This window comes from Xanthobacter sp. 126 (assembly GCF_000526175.1).
GTDB lineage: Bacteria > Pseudomonadota > Alphaproteobacteria > Rhizobiales > Xanthobacteraceae > Xanthobacter > Xanthobacter aminoxidans.
This window is the reverse complement of sequence record NZ_JAFO01000001.1, coordinates 3,421,626-3,435,397: the sequence shown is the minus strand read 5'-3', so window position 1 is coordinate 3,435,397 and position 13,772 is coordinate 3,421,626. Positions and strand designations below refer to the sequence as shown.

Here is a 13,772-nt window from a genome sequence, read left to right as displayed (position 1 = left end):
CTGCGCGAGGTTCCCCAACTGCGAGATCGAGCTTGTCCGCTGCTGCCTTCGACACCTCCGGTGATCCCGTCCTCGACCGACGGCTCGACTGGGCGCGCGCCTTCCTCGCGGAGGGCGATTTCGCCGCCGCCGCCGAGCTTCTGGCCGAGACGGTGGAGGCGGCGCCCGGCTTCGCCGCCGCCTGGTTCCTACTAGGCGAGGCGCGGGAAGGGCAGGGGGAAAGCGAGGCCGCGCGGGAGGCCTATGGCCGGGCGCTGGCGCTCGATCCCGCCGACCGGCTGGGCGCGGGGCTGCGGCGCGCGCGGCTCGGCGGGGCGCCGGAAGGGGCGGAAGGGGCCATGTCGGCGGCCTATGTGCGCACCCTGTTCGACCAATATGCCGACCGCTTCGATACCGCTTTGCGCGAGAAGCTCGCCTATCGCGGCCCCGAGCTGCTGCTGGAAGCGGTGCGGGCCGCCTGCGATGCCCTCGGCCGGGAGCTGCGCTTCGGCGCGGCGCTGGATCTCGGCTGCGGCACGGGCCTCGCCGGGGTGCTCTTCGCGCCGCTGGCGGAGCGGCTCGACGGGGTGGACCTCTCCCCCGCCATGCTGGAGAAGGCGCGGGCGCTCGGCCTCTATGCCGCGCTCGAAGCCGGCGAGATGGGCGCGGCGCTGGGGGCGATGCCGGCCGGCGGCCTCGATCTCGTCCTCGCCGCCGATGCGCTCTGCTATGTGGGCGACCTCGCCCCCATCTTCCACGCCGCCCGTGCGGCGCTGGCCTCGGGCGGCCTCTTCGCCTTCACGCTGGAGACGCACGAGGGCGAAGGCGTGCTGCTGCGCGAGACGCTGCGCTATGCCCATGCGGAGGCCTATGTCCGTGCGCTCGCGCAGGACGCCGGCCTCGACGTCGTCCTGCTGGAGCGGGCCTCCACCCGCTCGGAGAAAGGCGCCCCGGTGCCGGGCCTCGTGGGCGTGCTTTCGGCCGGCTGAGGCGTTCAGCCTCTGGCCGAGGCCGCGCGGCCAGTGATTAGCGTGATCGCCAGCGACGCGACGCATAGACCGAGGCCGGTGGCACAGACGGCGGCCCATCCGCCCCATGTCCACGCCATCGTCGCGACGGCCGAGCCGAAGGCGCCGCCGAGGAACATGGTGCCCACGAGGATGGTGTTGAGCCGCGCCCGCGCCGCCGGCCGCAGGGCGAAGATGCGGTGCTGGTTGCCCACCAGCGCGCTCTGGATGCCGAGGTCGATGAGCACCACACCCACGGCAAGACCCGCCAGTTGCGGCCAAAGCGAGAAGAACAGCCACGCCGCGAGCGCGAGCACTGCGCCGAGCACCACCACGCTGGCCGGTCCCCGCCGGTCGGTGAAGCGACCGAACAGCGGCGCCGCGAGTACGCCCACCAGCCCGAGGATGCCGAACAGGCCGGCCGCCTCCGAGCCGAGGCCGAACGGTGGCCCCTCCAGCCGGAAGGCGAGGATGGTCCAGAAGGCGATGAACGACGCGAAGATCAGCGCCTGGGTGATCGCCGCGCGACGCAGCGTCGGGAACTCCTTCCACAGGCCCAAGAGCGAGCCCATGAGGCTGGCATAGCTATGTCCGCCCTCCGGCTTGCTGCGCGGGAGCATGGCGGCCATCAGCGCCGCGGCGGCGAGCGCCATGGGCACCGCCAGCCAGAACATGGCGCGCCAGCCCGCGTGCGCGGCGACGAAGCCGGCCAGCGTGCGGCTGAGCAGGATGCCGGCGAGGATGCCGGACAGCACCGTGCCCACCGTCGCCCCGCGCTTTTCCGGCGGCGCGAGATGGGCGGCAAACGGCACGATCTGCTGCGCCACCGTGGAGCCGAGGCCGAGCAGCAGCGAGGCTGCGAGCAGCGCCAGTGCGCCCTGCGCGAGGGCCGACAAGGCGGCGGCCGCTGCCACGGCGACAAAATGCACCACGATGAGCCGCCGCCGCTCCATCTGGTCGGCCAGGGGCACCAGCAGGAACAGGCCGGCGGCATAGCCGAGCTGCGTCACGGTGGGCACAAGCGGCGTGAGGGGACCGGGCAGGTCCGCCTCCATCACCGCCAGCATGGGCTGGTTGTAATAGATGTTCGCCACGGCGACGCCGGCGGCGGCGGCCATGGCGAAGATGCGGGCGAAGCCAAGCTGGTTCGGGCTCGGGGCAGAAGCGGGCATGAATGGTCTCTGGCCGGGGCGGCTGGGGCAGGGCGACAGAGCGTGGGGTGGCAGGCAGGGTGCCCGATGCCCGGTCTTTCGGGGATGAGTTGCGGCGCAACATAGCCCACGCCCGTAAGGCAGGCGAGTTGCGCCCGCGCGCAGCCGCTCTCCGGGCCACGCGCCCGGTGCAGACCTGAAAGCTCGCGCGAAACCCCGTCCCCGGGGACGGCGACCGCTCCCCTCAGGCCACCGGCAGGGAGAAGGGCTCACCCTCGAAGGCGTCGGCGCCGCGACCGATAGAGTGAATGGCGGCAACCATCCGGCCCTCCCGCTGCAACGCTGCATCGGCGAGAGACACGATACGCGGGTTTGGCGTCGCCGTTGGCGAGGCGTGGCGCAGGCGCTGGGCCAGCTCCATCTCGTCGCGATCCGGCAGCAGCGCGCAGAGCGTGGCATAGGCTGCCGCCGTGGAGCGCGAGATGCCGGCATAGCAATGGATCACCAGCGGCGTCTGGCGCGGCCAGGCGCGTACGAACTCGAACAGCTCGAGCATGTGCGCCTCGCCCGGCGCCACCAGCCCCTCGATCTCCTCGGCGATGTCGTTGATGCCGAGGAAGAGATGGTTGGTGGGGTCGACGTTGCTCGGCCGGGTTAGCACCGTGCCGCCATTGATGAGGGTGATGACATGCCGCGCGCCGGTCGTGGCGACCGTATCGTGCAGCTTGGCGAGGGAGCAGACATGGATCATGGCGCAAGCTCCTCGAATCTCTTGAGGAAACGGGCTTTCGCCGTTTCCGCCTTCCATGGGGTGAGATAGTCCTTTTCCACCCCAGCGTCGAGGCGGGCGGGGCGGCCGAAGAAGGCTTTCGCCTCCTCTTCCGCAAATCCCGCCAGACGCGTCGCTTCGAAATAGGCGGAGGCGCGGTCCGCCGCCTTGACGATCTTCAAAAGTTGATCGGGCCAGCCCACCGGCAGCGAGAAACGCACGCAGATGGCGCTGAGGAGGCGCGCCTCCACCGCCTTGTAGTCGCCGCCCAGCACCGCCTTGAACGGGGAGATCATGTCGCCGATCACGTATTCCGGTGCGTCGTGCAGCAGCACGCACAGGCGCCAGCGGGCGTCGAGGTCCGGATGGGTGCGGCGGGAAATCTTCTCCACCAGCAAAGAGTGCTGCGCCACAGAGAAGATGTTGGCGCCGGACGTCTGGCCGTTCCAGCGCGCCACGCGGGCGAGGCCGTGGGCGATGTCCTCGATCTCGACGTCGAGGGGGGAGGGATCGAGCAGATCGAGCCGGCGGCCGGAGAGCATGCGCTGCCATGCGCGCGGCGCGGCGCCTGCGCGGCGGGGGGCGGTCTTTGCAACGGGCTTGGCAACGGGTTTGGCGGGGACGTCAGGCTCAGTCACGAATCGCGTGCTCCTCGGATCGGGGAAAGGTAAGCTCCGGCCGAAACCTCACAAGCCGCCCGTCACGGCTCCGGCTGCCTTGCCTCGCCCGAGATCCTTCATGTCCGACACCCTGGAAAGCGAAACGGCCGTTCCCCCGCGGGTGGAGGTGCGCCCGACGCTCGCCGCCAGCGCCGCCGTGTTCCGCGGCCCTCTCGTGCTGCTCGCCCGCCGCGCCGCCAATCCCGGCGCCGGCCTGTGGAGCCTGCCGGGTGGACGGGTGGAGCCGGGCGAGACGGTGGCCGAGGCTGCCGTGCGCGAGTTGATGGAAGAGGTGGGTGTCGAGGCCGAGATCGTCGGCCTTGCCGCCGCCCGCGACATCATCGTGCGCAACCGGGAGGGGGAGCTGAAGGCCCATTTCGTGGTCCTCGCCCACGCCGCCCGCTGGCGCGGCGGGGAGCCGAAGCCCGGCGAGGAGGCGGCCGAGGTCGGCTGGTTCCGGCCCAACGAGGTCGCCGCCCTCACCACCACCGAGGGGCTCGCCGAGGTGGTGGCCAAGGCCGCGCTCCTGATGGGCGAGATGTGAACCGCCGGTTGGCCCCCTTGACCGCGCGCGCCGCGCGCCGCAGGAGTGGCGGCGGAACCATGATGATGCGCGCGCTCGCCCTTCTCCTGACTGCCGGCCTCGTGCTCGCCGGCCCTGCCGCGTCCCGCGCCGCCGGGCCGACGGAAGGCGCGCCGCCGCCCTATGACGGCGACCTGATGCGCCTCGCGGAAATTCTCGGCGCCCTGCATTACCTGCGGCCCCTGTGCGGCGTCACCGCCGAGGCGCAGCGCTGGCGCAACGAGATGCAGGCGCTCATCGATACCGAGCAGCCCTCGGACGCCCGCCGTTCCAAGATCATCGCCAGCTTCAACCGCGGCTATTCCAGCTATGCCGAGGTCTATCGCAGCTGCACGCCGGCGGCGCGCATGGCGGTGGATCGCCAGCTCGACGAGGGCGGGCGCCTCACTCACGAAATCGTGGTGAGGTATGGGGGGAATTGACCCCTTTCGTGTTAACCTTTTGGTCAGAACTCGCCTGAATCCCCCAGCGTGAAGTGCTAGATATCCGGTGCGCCGTTCGGTTCTGCGGCGCGGAGGCAGCCAAACGTGTCCACCTTGACCAACCCCGTCATCGACCTGCCCGAAATCTCGGACATGGCCGCCGATGACCGCCACGCCGCCTTGACCTATCTGAACGATGCGTGGGTCGAGGCCGTGCGCGAAGGGCTGGACGAGGACTGCCTGGTGCAGGCCGCGCTCTTCACAGCCCTGCGCAGCCTCGTCGCCACCTACGGCGAGGCCGCCAGCTCCGAATATATGGCGCGCGTCGCCGAGCGGGTCGCCGCCGGCGAATACACCGTGGTCAGCCGCTCGCACTGAGCGGCGCGGCGAGCCCCCCTCGCCGCTTCCATGATCGTCGCATTCCTCCCGCCGGGCGTTCTCGCGAACGTCCGGTTTTTTCTTGTGCGCCGGTGCCAAAAGAAAACCGGCGCCCCGAGGGACGCCGGCTTGGTTTTGGTTTCGCTTTCACCGCCGTCATCCCCCGGTTCATCCGGGGGATCCACGGTGCGGCCGGACTGGATCTTCGTCCGTCCCACCGCTCCATCGGCCCGGTGGATGGCCCGGACGCGCCGGGCCATGACGGTGACGATGAAGGGCGCCTGAGACGCGCCCTCAGGCCGCGTCGCGCTTGTTCTGGCGGTTGCTGATGAGGTCTTCCACCACGCCGGGATCGGCCAGCGTCGAGGTGTCGCCGAGGCTGTCGAACTGGTCTTCCGCGATCTTGCGCAGGATGCGGCGCATGATCTTGCCCGAGCGGGTCTTGGGCAGGCCCGGCGCGAACTGGATGAGGTCCGGCGAGGCGATGGGGCCGATTTCCCGGCGCACCCAGGCCACCAGCTCCTTGCGCAGCTCCTCGGTGGGCTCCTCGCCGTCCATCAGGGTGACATAGGCATAGATGCCCTGGCCCTTGATGTCGTGCGGGAAGCCGACCACGGCCGCCTCGGACACCTTCGGATGGGCGACGAGGGCGCTTTCCACCTCCGCCGTGCCCATGCGGTGGCCGGAGACGTTGATGACGTCGTCCACGCGGCCGGTGATCCAGTAGAAGCCGTCCGCGTCGCGGCGGCAGCCGTCGCCGGTGAAGTACTTGCCGGGATAGGTGGCGAAGTAGGTCTGCTCGAAGCGCTCATGGTCGCCATAGACCGTGCGCATCTGGCCCGGCCAGCTGTCGGCGATCACGAGGTTGCCCTCGCAGGCGCCTTCCAGCACGCCGCCCGCCGCATCCACCACTTCCGGCTGCACGCCGAAGAAGGGGCGGGTGGCCGAGCCGGGCTTGAGCTTCGTCGCGCCGGGCAGGGGGGTGATGAGGATGCCGCCGGTCTCGGTCTGCCACCAGGTATCGACGATGGGGCAGCGCTCCTCGCCGACCACGCGGTAGTACCACTCCCAGGCTTCCGGATTGATGGGCTCGCCCACCGAGCCGAGCAGGCGCAGGGAGGCGCGGGAGGTCTTCTTCACCGGCTCCTCGCCCGCCTGCATCAGCGAGCGGATGGCGGTGGGGGCGGTGTAGAAGATCGAGACCTGATGCTTGTCGATCACGTCCCAGAAGCGGGACACGCTCGGATAGTTCGGGATGCCCTCGAACATCAGCGTGGTGGCGCCGTTCGCGAGCGGGCCATAGACGATGTAGGAATGACCCGTCACCCAGCCCACGTCGGCGGTGCACCAGTAAATGTCGCCGGGGTGATAGTCGAACACGTACTGGTGCGTCATGGACGCATAGACGAGATAGCCGCCGGTGGTGTGCAGCACGCCCTTCGGCTTGCCGGTGGAGCCGGAGGTGTAGAGGATGAACAGCGGATCTTCCGCATTCATCGGCTCGGCCGGGCATTCGTCCGTCACCATGGCGGCGGCTTCGTCGTAATAGACGTCGCGGCCGGGGGTCATGTCCACCTTGCCGCCGGTGCGGCGCACCACGATCACGTGGTCCACGCCGCCGTCGATCTGGTTCACGGCCGCGTCCACATTGGCCTTCAGCGGCACCTTGCGGCCGCCGCGCAGGCCCTCGTCGGCGGTGATGACGACCTTCGAGCCGCAATCGGCGATGCGCCCGCCGAGGCTGTCCGGCGAGAAGCCGCCGAACACGATGGAGTGAATGGCGCCGAGACGCGCGCAGGCGAGCATGGCGAATGCCGCCTCGGGGATCATCGGCAGATAGATGGTGACGCGGTCGCCCTTCTCCACGCCGCGGTTGCGCAGCACGTTGGCGAGCTTGTTCACCTCGGAGGACAGCTCGCGATAGGTGATCTTGCGGCTCTCGTCGGGGCTGTCGCCCTCCCAGATGATGGCCACCTGGTCGCCGCGGGTCTCAAGGTGCCGGTCCACGCAATTGTAGGCGACGTTGGTCACGCCGTCCTCGAACCACTTGATGGAGACGTGGCCCGGGTCATACGAAGTGTTCTTCACCTTCGTGTAGGGCGTGAACCAGTCGATCCTTTTGCCGTGCTCGCCCCAGAAGGCGTTCGGGTCGTTGACCGAGGCGGCATACATGGACTGGTAGTGCGCGTCGTCCACATAGGCTTTCTGGGCCCACTGGGACGGAACGTCATAGACCTTGTCGGACATTCTTCTGCCTCCCTCGCGCGGACCGCTTCGTCCGCTGTCCATCATTCACGGCGGTACCCGCCTTGGTTGGGGCGGATTATGCTGAGCGCCTCGACGCTTCACAAGGCACCGCCGGTCAAGACTTTGGGCTCATAGCCCTTGGTTGGTCCCCGGGGTGCGCACCGCCGTGGCGGCGCGCGATGCCGCAGCCGGCGCGGCTCCCGCGATCCGCCCGCCGGGCGTATAGACAAACGCCCGCGATGCGCCCGCAAGAAACGCCCCGGCAAACGCCCGACAGGATACACCCGATGGACCTCTGGACCCGTCTTCTCGTCCTTCTTGCCGGCCTGTTCGGTGCGGCCGGTGTCGCGGCCGCGGCTGCTGCGGCCCATGTGGGCGGGGGCACCAACCTTGAGACCGCGTCGCACTTCCTGTTGTTCAACGCCGCGACGCTGGCGGCGCTGGTTGCTCTTGCCCTCCAGCTCACGCGCGGGGGCGTGCTGCTGAAGGTGGGGGCCAGCGCCATCGCGCTCGGCACGCTTCTCTTTTCGGGCGATCTTGCCGCGCGGGCCTTGATGGACGTCAAGCTCCTGGGCGGGAGCGCGCCATTCGGCGGCAGCCTGATGATCCTCGGCTGGCTGATGGTGGCGGCGACCGCGCTTCTCGCCCGGCGGCACTGAGCCGGTCCGGCCCTACAGCCTGCGGGCGGCGACGCGGGCCTCGGCCCAGCTGATCAGGGCGTCGAGCCGATCGCCCCCGTCCAGCACGAGGCTGACGGGCAGGTTCGCGATCTTCGCGCTGACCGTGAACGCGAAGCCGATCCGGACGAAGTCCTTCTGCGTCGTCACCAGCCGCGCGCCGAGGCGCCGCGCCTCCGCCGCGAGGTGGGCGATCTCGTCCGTCCGGTAGGGATGGTGGTCGGGGAAGGCGTGGCGCGCGACCACGTTGAGCCCTTCCGCCTCCAGCGTGGCGAAGAACTTCTCCGGCCGTCCGATGCCGGCGAAGGCGACGAGGGGCCTGCCCTTTAGCGCCGCGACCGAAGCCGGGTCCGGCGCCAGATGACCGCGCAGCACGGAGCGCTCCGCCGCGCGCGCCAGGTCGGCCCCCCCCTCGCCGGCCGCGCCATCGCCGATCACCAGCACCGCATCGGCCTTCTCGATCTGCGGGGCCAGCGGCGCGCGCAGCGGCCCGGACGGGGTGACGCAGCCGTTGCCCACGCCGACGCCGGCATCGATCACCAGCAGCGTGCAATCCTTGTGGAGGGAGGGGTTCTGGAAGCCGTCGTCCATCACCACATGGCTCGCGCCGGCCTTCACCGCCAGCCGCGCGCCACCCAGCCGGTCCCCGCCGGCGACGATGGTGGGCGCATGATTGGCGAGCAGCAGGGCTTCGTCCCCCACGTCCGCCGCGGTGTGGGAGGCTGGATCGACCCGAAGGGGGGCCTTGGCCTTGCCGCCATGGCCGCGCAGCAAGGCGAAGGGCTGCGCCCCGCGCGCCTTGAGCCGTTCGATGAGGGCGATGGCGGTGGGGGTCTTGCCCGCGCCGCCGACCGTGGGATTGCCGATGCAGATCACCGGCACGTCCACCATGCCGCCGGCCTCCCCGAGCCGGCGCAGCGCCACGCCGCCGATGACGGCGGCGACCGGCGAGAGCAGAGCGGCGGCAAGGCCCGGCCGGTCGCGCCACCAGAAGGCGGGCGCGCGCAGCATCAGCGGGCCTGCAGGCGGATGTGGACGAGATAGGGCTCGATGGCGACCAGCGTGCGGTCCAGCGCGCCGCCCAGCGAGGTCACGGCGGCGTGGGCCGCATCCGCCATCTCGCCGTGCAGCTGCGGGTCCTTGATGAGGGCGTAGGCGGCGCGGGCGATGCCCAGCGCATCGGTGACTTCCGCCGCGCCTTCGTCGGTATCGAGCCGCTCGTAGATGTTGGCGAAGTTCCAGACATGGGGGCCGTGCAGCACCACCGCGCCGAGCTTCGCCGGCTCGATGGGGTTCTGCCCGCCATGCTCCACCAGCGAGCCGCCCATGAAGACCACCGGCGCCATGCGATAGAACAGGCCCAGCTCGCCGATGGTGTCGGCGATATAGATGTCGGTCTCCCGGTCCGGCAGCTCGCCGAGGCTGCGCTGGCGGGTGGCGAGGTCTGCCGCCTGGGCGAGCGCCGCCACATCCAGCCCGCGCTCGGGATGGCGCGGGGCGATGACGGTCACCAGCTCCGGGATCTTGGAGGTGAGGATCTCGTGCGCCTCGATCATCAGCGCCTCCTCGCCCTCATGGGTGGAGGCGGCGAGAAGGATCGGCCGCTTGCCGAGCGCCTTGTCGAGCCGCTGGAGTTCGGTCGTGTCGGCGGAGGGGGGCGGCACGTCGAATTTCAGATTGCCGCAGACTTCCACCCGCGGCGTACCCAGCGCCCGGAAGCGCGCGCCGTCCTCCTCGCTCTGGGCGAGGCACAGATCCACGCGGGAGAGCAGCGCCCGCGCGCTCTTGGGCAGCTTTTTCCAGCGGGTGGCGGAGCGTTCTGACAGCCGGCCATTAACCAGCACGACGGGCGTGCCGCGGCGGCCCAGCTCCGCGAGCAGGTTCGGCCACAGTTCGGATTCGGCGAGCAGCACGAGGTCCGGCGACCAGTGGTCGAGGAAGCGGGCGACGAAGGCGCGGGCATCCAGCGGCACGAACTGATGGATGACGCCGGGGGGCGCCCGCCGTTCGGCCACGCGGCTGGAGGTGAGCGTGCCGGAGGTGAGCAGCACGCGGAAGCCGCGCTGGCTCAGCCGCTCGATCAGCGGCAGGACGGAGATGACCTCGCCGACGCTGGCGCCGTGCACCCACACCAGCGGTCCCGGGGGGCGCTCGGTGCTGGCATAGCCACGCCGCTCGGCGATGCGCGCCGGGTCTTCCTTGCCCTTGCGGACGCGATAGGAAAGCCAGGCCGGCGCCAGCAGCGCCGCCACGGAACTCGCCCGCCGGTAGGCCCGGAGGGTGAGAGGCAGCTTGCGCCCCTTCATGTCGAGGCCTTCATCGACGAGAGGTCCGTGCGGCCAGCGCCTCGGCCCGGCGGGTCACGTCCTCGAGGCTGGCCTGCACCTGATCGCGGGCGGCGAGGAGGCCGGCCTCGTCCACGTTGCGGTCGACCCAGATCGGCGCACCGGCGACCGCGGCACCCTTCCCGAACGGCAGGTTCAGGCTGGCACGGTCCCAGCTCTTCAATGTGATGCGATTATGGGTCGCCATGGCGACGGGGATGATAGGGCGTCCCGAGTAGCGTGCAATGGTAACGACGCCCATGCCCACCTTGCGGGCGATCTTGGGCACGTCGGCGGTCATAGCCACATTGATGCCTTCCGCTAGGGTGTCCAGCATCTGGTAGGTGGCGGAGACCGCGCCCTTCCGGTGGAAGTCGCGCTTGGACGTGGCGCCGGAGCCGCGAATGGTTCCGACGCCCAGCTTCTCGGCGGCGATGGCGTTGATCTCCGCATCCGCATGGCGGGAGATCAGCACCTTGGCCTTGTGGTGGGGCTTCATGGCGAACGGGGTGAGGAAATGCTGCCCGTGCCAGAAGGTGACGATCACCGGCAGGTGCTCGTCGATGGTGTCGAAGACGTCCGGGGGCTCGACGACGAAATCGGTCGTATGCGCCACCAGCTTGAAATAGGACGCAAACGTCGTTCCCGCTGCCACCTTGAAGGCGCGGTTTGTCCTCAGTCGCCGCCACATCTTATGGTTTGCCCACTGTTGTTGCGTCCCGCACCGGGTGAGGGACGAGGAACCCGATCTTCACCCGCCCTGAACCTTGCCGGTTTCCGGATCGAGGAGGCGGTGGAGGTGTACCACGAAGTAGCGCATCATGGCGTTGTCCACCGTCTGCTGCGCCTTGGCCTTCCAGGCCGCCGTCGCGCTGGCATAGTCGGGATAAATGCCGACGATGTCGAGCTTGCTCAGATCCTTGAACTCGGCGCTGTCGATTGCGGTGAGCTCCCCGCCGAAAACCAGGTGGGGCAACTGCTTCTTCGTCTCGGTCATGGCGTATCCAATGCGGCTTTGAAAGAAACGGGTGCGCCCATCGCCTCGAGCGCGGCCTGGTGCAACGGCGCACCGGCGCAGACGAGGGGGGCGTGGCTTGGAATTGGCGCATTGTAACGCAGCGCCATGCCGTCGTGGCCGGTGAGGCGGCCCTGCGCCTCCGTGACCACGAGGTCGGCGGCGGCCAGATCCCAGTCATTGGAATTGCCGCCGGCGAAGGCGACGTCGATTTCGCCGGTGGCGACCCGCGCGAGGCGCAGCGCCAGCGAGCGGATGCGCGGCAGGCGCTCGATGGGGGCGGCGCGGGCGATGCGGTCGAGATCGGCCGGCGGGCCGGCGACCCGGGCCCCTTCCAGCCGCGCGCGGGAGGCGACGGCGAGGGCGCGGCCATTGTGGAAGGCACCCGCGCCGGCAATAGCGGTGAACATCTCGTCGGTCGCCGGGGCGAACAAGGCGGCGGCCACCGGCCGTCCCGCCTCCACCAGCGCCACGGACACCGCCCAGTCGCTGCCGGCCGCCATGAAGGCGCGGGTGCCGTCGATGGGGTCCACCACCCACAGGCGCGAGGCGGAGAGGCGCGCGGGCGTATCGGCCGATTCCTCGGACAGCCAGCCGGCGGCGGGATCAAGCGCCGTCAGGCGCTGACGCAGGAAGGCGTCCACCGCCATGTCGGCCTCGGTGACGGGGGAATTGTTGCCCTTGGTCCAGGTCTTCACGCCGGCCGCGAACATGCCACGCGCCATCTCGCCGGCCTCGGCCACCGTATGGACCATACGGCGGGCGAAGGCGTCGTCGATGGCGAAACGGGGATGATCCCCGCCGCCGGCGCGCGTCGGTTCGGTGCTCATTGCCTGCCAAATAGGGGCGCGGACGCCGCGAGGCAAGCCATCTCATGCTGCACCGCGTCAATCGGACCGCCCCGAAGGGTGTCCTTACGGCAGGAGAGGGAGGATGGTGTTGGGCAGCAGGGTGTCGAGGGCGAGGCCCACGAACAGGATCAGGCCGGCATCGCGATTCGACTTGAAGACGGCGAGGCAGCGCTCGGGATCGTCGATGTCGAGCCGGCGCACCTGCATCCACAGGTGAATGGCGAAGCCGATCAGCCCGAGATAGGCGAACGGCCCCACCGGTACCGACATGAGCGCCGCGGCGAACAGGAACACCACCAGCGCATAGCACAGCGACACGGCAAGGCCGGTGCTGCGCCCGAACAGGAGGGCGGTGGAGCGCACGCCGACGATGGCATCGTCCTCCTTGTCCTGATGGGCATAGATGGTGTCGTAGGCGAACACCCACAGCACCGAGCCGGCGAACAGCAGCAGGGCGGGATCGGCGATGGTGCGCATCACGCTCGCCCAGCCCATCAGCGCGCCCCAGGAGAAGGCGATGCCGAGAATGAGCTGCGGCACCGAGGTCACGCGCTTCATCAGCGGGTAAACAGCCACCACGCCGAGGGAGGCGATGCCGGTGACGATGGCGAAATGCGGCAGCGAGAGCAGCACCGCGAGGCCGACAAGGGCCTGAAACACGAGGAAAGCGAAGGCGGCGGGAACGCTCACCTGCCCGGATGCGATGGGGCGGCCGCGGGTGCGCGCCACCTGCCGGTCGATCTTGCGGTCGAGAATGTCGTTCCAAGTGCATCCCGCCCCGCGCATGGCGACGGCGCCGATGGCGAACAGCACCAGCAGCTTGGGCGAGGGATAGGGGTCGTCATTCGCGATGGCGGCGAGCGCCGTGGACCACCAGCAGGGCAGGAGCAGGAGCCAGGACCCGATCGGACGGTCCATCCGCGCGAGTCGCAGGTATGGCCGCACCGGGCCAGGGGCCAGGCGCTCCACCCAGTTACCACGGGGGGCATCGGCGATCGGCGGGGCGGCAGCCCCTTCGCGGGCACTCAATCCGGCGACCTCACTTCAGCGCGTTGCCGTTGAGGGTGCCGAAGACGCCAGTGTTCTTGCCGGCATCTATGCTGTAGCCGGTGGTGATACCGAGCGCGCTGGACATGGAGCCCTGCGGCGGGGGCTTGTTGGGACCGCCGACGCCGGTGGCGCCATTGGCGGCGGCCTCGCAGACCCGGTTGCGGATGTCCACGGTCTTCTTGCTGGAGGCGTTGGCCTGGTCGATCGCCTGCTGCGGGATCTGGCACCAGTCCTTGTTGTCGGCGAGGAACTTCACCCATTTCTGCTCGGCGGCGGCGAAGGCCCGGAACGCGGGGCAGAGCACCTGCGGGTCCTTCTCCTTCTTGTTCACCACCGCCTGCAGGGCCTTGCCCTTTTCCTCCAGTTCACCGCGAACCGACGCGACATCGGTCTGGCAATCCGCGAGCGCGACGCCGACGGACAGCGCAGTTGCGACCAGAGTGGTCGAAATCGCGAGCGTGAACTTCTTCATGAGGCAGAGCCCCTCCTCATCGGGATCCTCTCGGACCGCAGGTTTGATATACAGACCCCCAACTTTGGGCAATATCACGGCGGAACGCGCGGAAAGCTACCATGCATTCCCTAACGGAGTGCATCGGCGCTTGACGGACCCCTTGCGCGTGGGTAATTTCGCGCAACTTTTGAAAGGGACAGCGCGGC

At 69.6% G+C, this 13,772-nt stretch carries 16 protein-coding genes; 5 read left to right on the top strand and 11 right to left on the bottom strand.

Features of this window, described 5'->3' with window-relative positions; genetic code table 11:
• Window positions 1-32 precede the first annotated feature (32 nt).
• Complete coding sequence (locus XAN126_RS0116365) at window positions 33-968, top strand: methyltransferase domain-containing protein (RefSeq protein WP_024279667.1); 936 nt, start codon at window positions 33-35, stop codon at window positions 966-968.
• A 5-nt stretch (window positions 969-973) separates the two neighbouring features.
• Here the strand turns inward: XAN126_RS0116365 and XAN126_RS0116360 are convergent, their stop codons facing one another.
• From XAN126_RS0116360 to XAN126_RS0116350, 3 genes are all read right to left on the bottom strand, one after another.
• Window positions 974-2,158, bottom strand: a complete 1,185-nt coding sequence (locus XAN126_RS0116360) for an MFS transporter (RefSeq protein ID WP_024279666.1) — start codon at window positions 2,156-2,158, stop codon at window positions 974-976.
• A gap of 223 nt (window positions 2,159-2,381) precedes the next feature.
• Entirely contained in the window at window positions 2,382-2,888 is a 507-nt protein-coding gene (locus XAN126_RS0116355) for a tyrosine phosphatase family protein (RefSeq protein WP_024279665.1), read from the bottom strand.
• Window positions 2,885-3,448 carry an HD family hydrolase gene (locus tag XAN126_RS0116350; protein WP_024279664.1) on the bottom strand — a complete coding sequence of 188 codons (564 nt, stop codon included), beginning with the start codon at window positions 3,446-3,448 and terminating at the stop codon, window positions 2,885-2,887. Before XAN126_RS0116350 ends, XAN126_RS0116355 begins: the two co-directional genes overlap by 4 nt.
• A 196-nt stretch (window positions 3,449-3,644) precedes the next feature.
• Between XAN126_RS0116350 and XAN126_RS0116345 the strand changes: the two genes are divergently transcribed.
• From XAN126_RS0116345 to XAN126_RS0116335, 3 genes are all read left to right on the top strand, one after another.
• Window positions 3,645-4,109, top strand: a complete 465-nt coding sequence (locus XAN126_RS0116345; RefSeq protein ID WP_024279663.1) for an NUDIX hydrolase — start codon at window positions 3,645-3,647, stop codon at window positions 4,107-4,109.
• A gap of 59 nt (window positions 4,110-4,168) precedes the next feature.
• Entirely contained in the window at window positions 4,169-4,570 is a 402-nt protein-coding gene (locus XAN126_RS0116340; RefSeq protein WP_024279662.1) for a TIGR02301 family protein, read from the top strand.
• Between the two features lie 105 nt (window positions 4,571-4,675).
• Window positions 4,676-4,948: a hypothetical protein gene (locus tag XAN126_RS0116335; RefSeq protein WP_024279661.1), complete on the top strand. Its 273-nt coding sequence runs from the start codon at window positions 4,676-4,678 to the stop codon at window positions 4,946-4,948.
• Between the two features lie 294 nt (window positions 4,949-5,242).
• On the opposite strand, the gene acs is transcribed toward XAN126_RS0116335, so the two are convergent.
• Window positions 5,243-7,195, bottom strand: coding sequence for an acetate--CoA ligase (gene acs, locus XAN126_RS0116330; RefSeq protein WP_024279660.1), 1,953 nt, complete (start codon window positions 7,193-7,195; stop codon window positions 5,243-5,245).
• A gap of 287 nt (window positions 7,196-7,482) precedes the next feature.
• Here acs and XAN126_RS0116325 point away from each other — a divergent pair, with 287 nt between their 5' ends.
• Window positions 7,483-7,854 carry a DUF423 domain-containing protein gene (locus tag XAN126_RS0116325; protein WP_024279659.1) on the top strand — a complete coding sequence of 124 codons (372 nt, stop codon included), beginning with the start codon at window positions 7,483-7,485 and terminating at the stop codon, window positions 7,852-7,854.
• Between the two features lie 12 nt (window positions 7,855-7,866).
• Here XAN126_RS0116325 and lpxK read toward each other — a convergent pair whose 3' ends face one another.
• From lpxK to XAN126_RS0116290, 7 genes are all read right to left on the bottom strand, one after another.
• The gene (gene lpxK, locus XAN126_RS0116320) at window positions 7,867-8,883 is read right to left on the bottom strand and encodes a tetraacyldisaccharide 4'-kinase (RefSeq protein WP_245272269.1); all 1,017 of its coding nucleotides are present in this window, start codon (window positions 8,881-8,883) and stop codon (window positions 7,867-7,869) included.
• On the bottom strand, window positions 8,883-10,178 hold the full coding sequence (locus tag XAN126_RS0116315; protein WP_024279657.1) for a 3-deoxy-D-manno-octulosonic acid transferase: 1,296 nt from the start codon (window positions 10,176-10,178) through the stop codon (window positions 8,883-8,885). Before XAN126_RS0116315 ends, lpxK begins: the two co-directional genes overlap by 1 nt.
• A 10-nt stretch (window positions 10,179-10,188) precedes the next feature.
• Window positions 10,189-10,887, bottom strand: coding sequence for a lysophospholipid acyltransferase family protein (locus XAN126_RS0116310; protein WP_024279656.1), 699 nt, complete (start codon window positions 10,885-10,887; stop codon window positions 10,189-10,191).
• 60 nt (window positions 10,888-10,947) lie between these two features.
• The gene (locus XAN126_RS0116305; protein WP_024279655.1) at window positions 10,948-11,193 is read right to left on the bottom strand and encodes a DUF4170 domain-containing protein; all 246 of its coding nucleotides are present in this window, start codon (window positions 11,191-11,193) and stop codon (window positions 10,948-10,950) included.
• Complete coding sequence (locus tag XAN126_RS0116300) at window positions 11,190-12,041, bottom strand: 3'(2'),5'-bisphosphate nucleotidase CysQ (RefSeq protein ID WP_081762669.1); 852 nt, start codon at window positions 12,039-12,041, stop codon at window positions 11,190-11,192. Before XAN126_RS0116300 ends, XAN126_RS0116305 begins: the two co-directional genes overlap by 4 nt.
• Before the next feature lie 84 nt (window positions 12,042-12,125).
• On the bottom strand, window positions 12,126-13,091 hold the full coding sequence (gene ubiA, locus XAN126_RS0116295) for a 4-hydroxybenzoate octaprenyltransferase (RefSeq protein ID WP_024279653.1): 966 nt from the start codon (window positions 13,089-13,091) through the stop codon (window positions 12,126-12,128).
• A 10-nt stretch (window positions 13,092-13,101) separates the two neighbouring features.
• Window positions 13,102-13,584, bottom strand: a complete 483-nt coding sequence (locus XAN126_RS0116290) for a hypothetical protein (RefSeq protein ID WP_024279652.1) — start codon at window positions 13,582-13,584, stop codon at window positions 13,102-13,104.
• Between the last annotated feature and the right edge of the window lie 188 nt (window positions 13,585-13,772).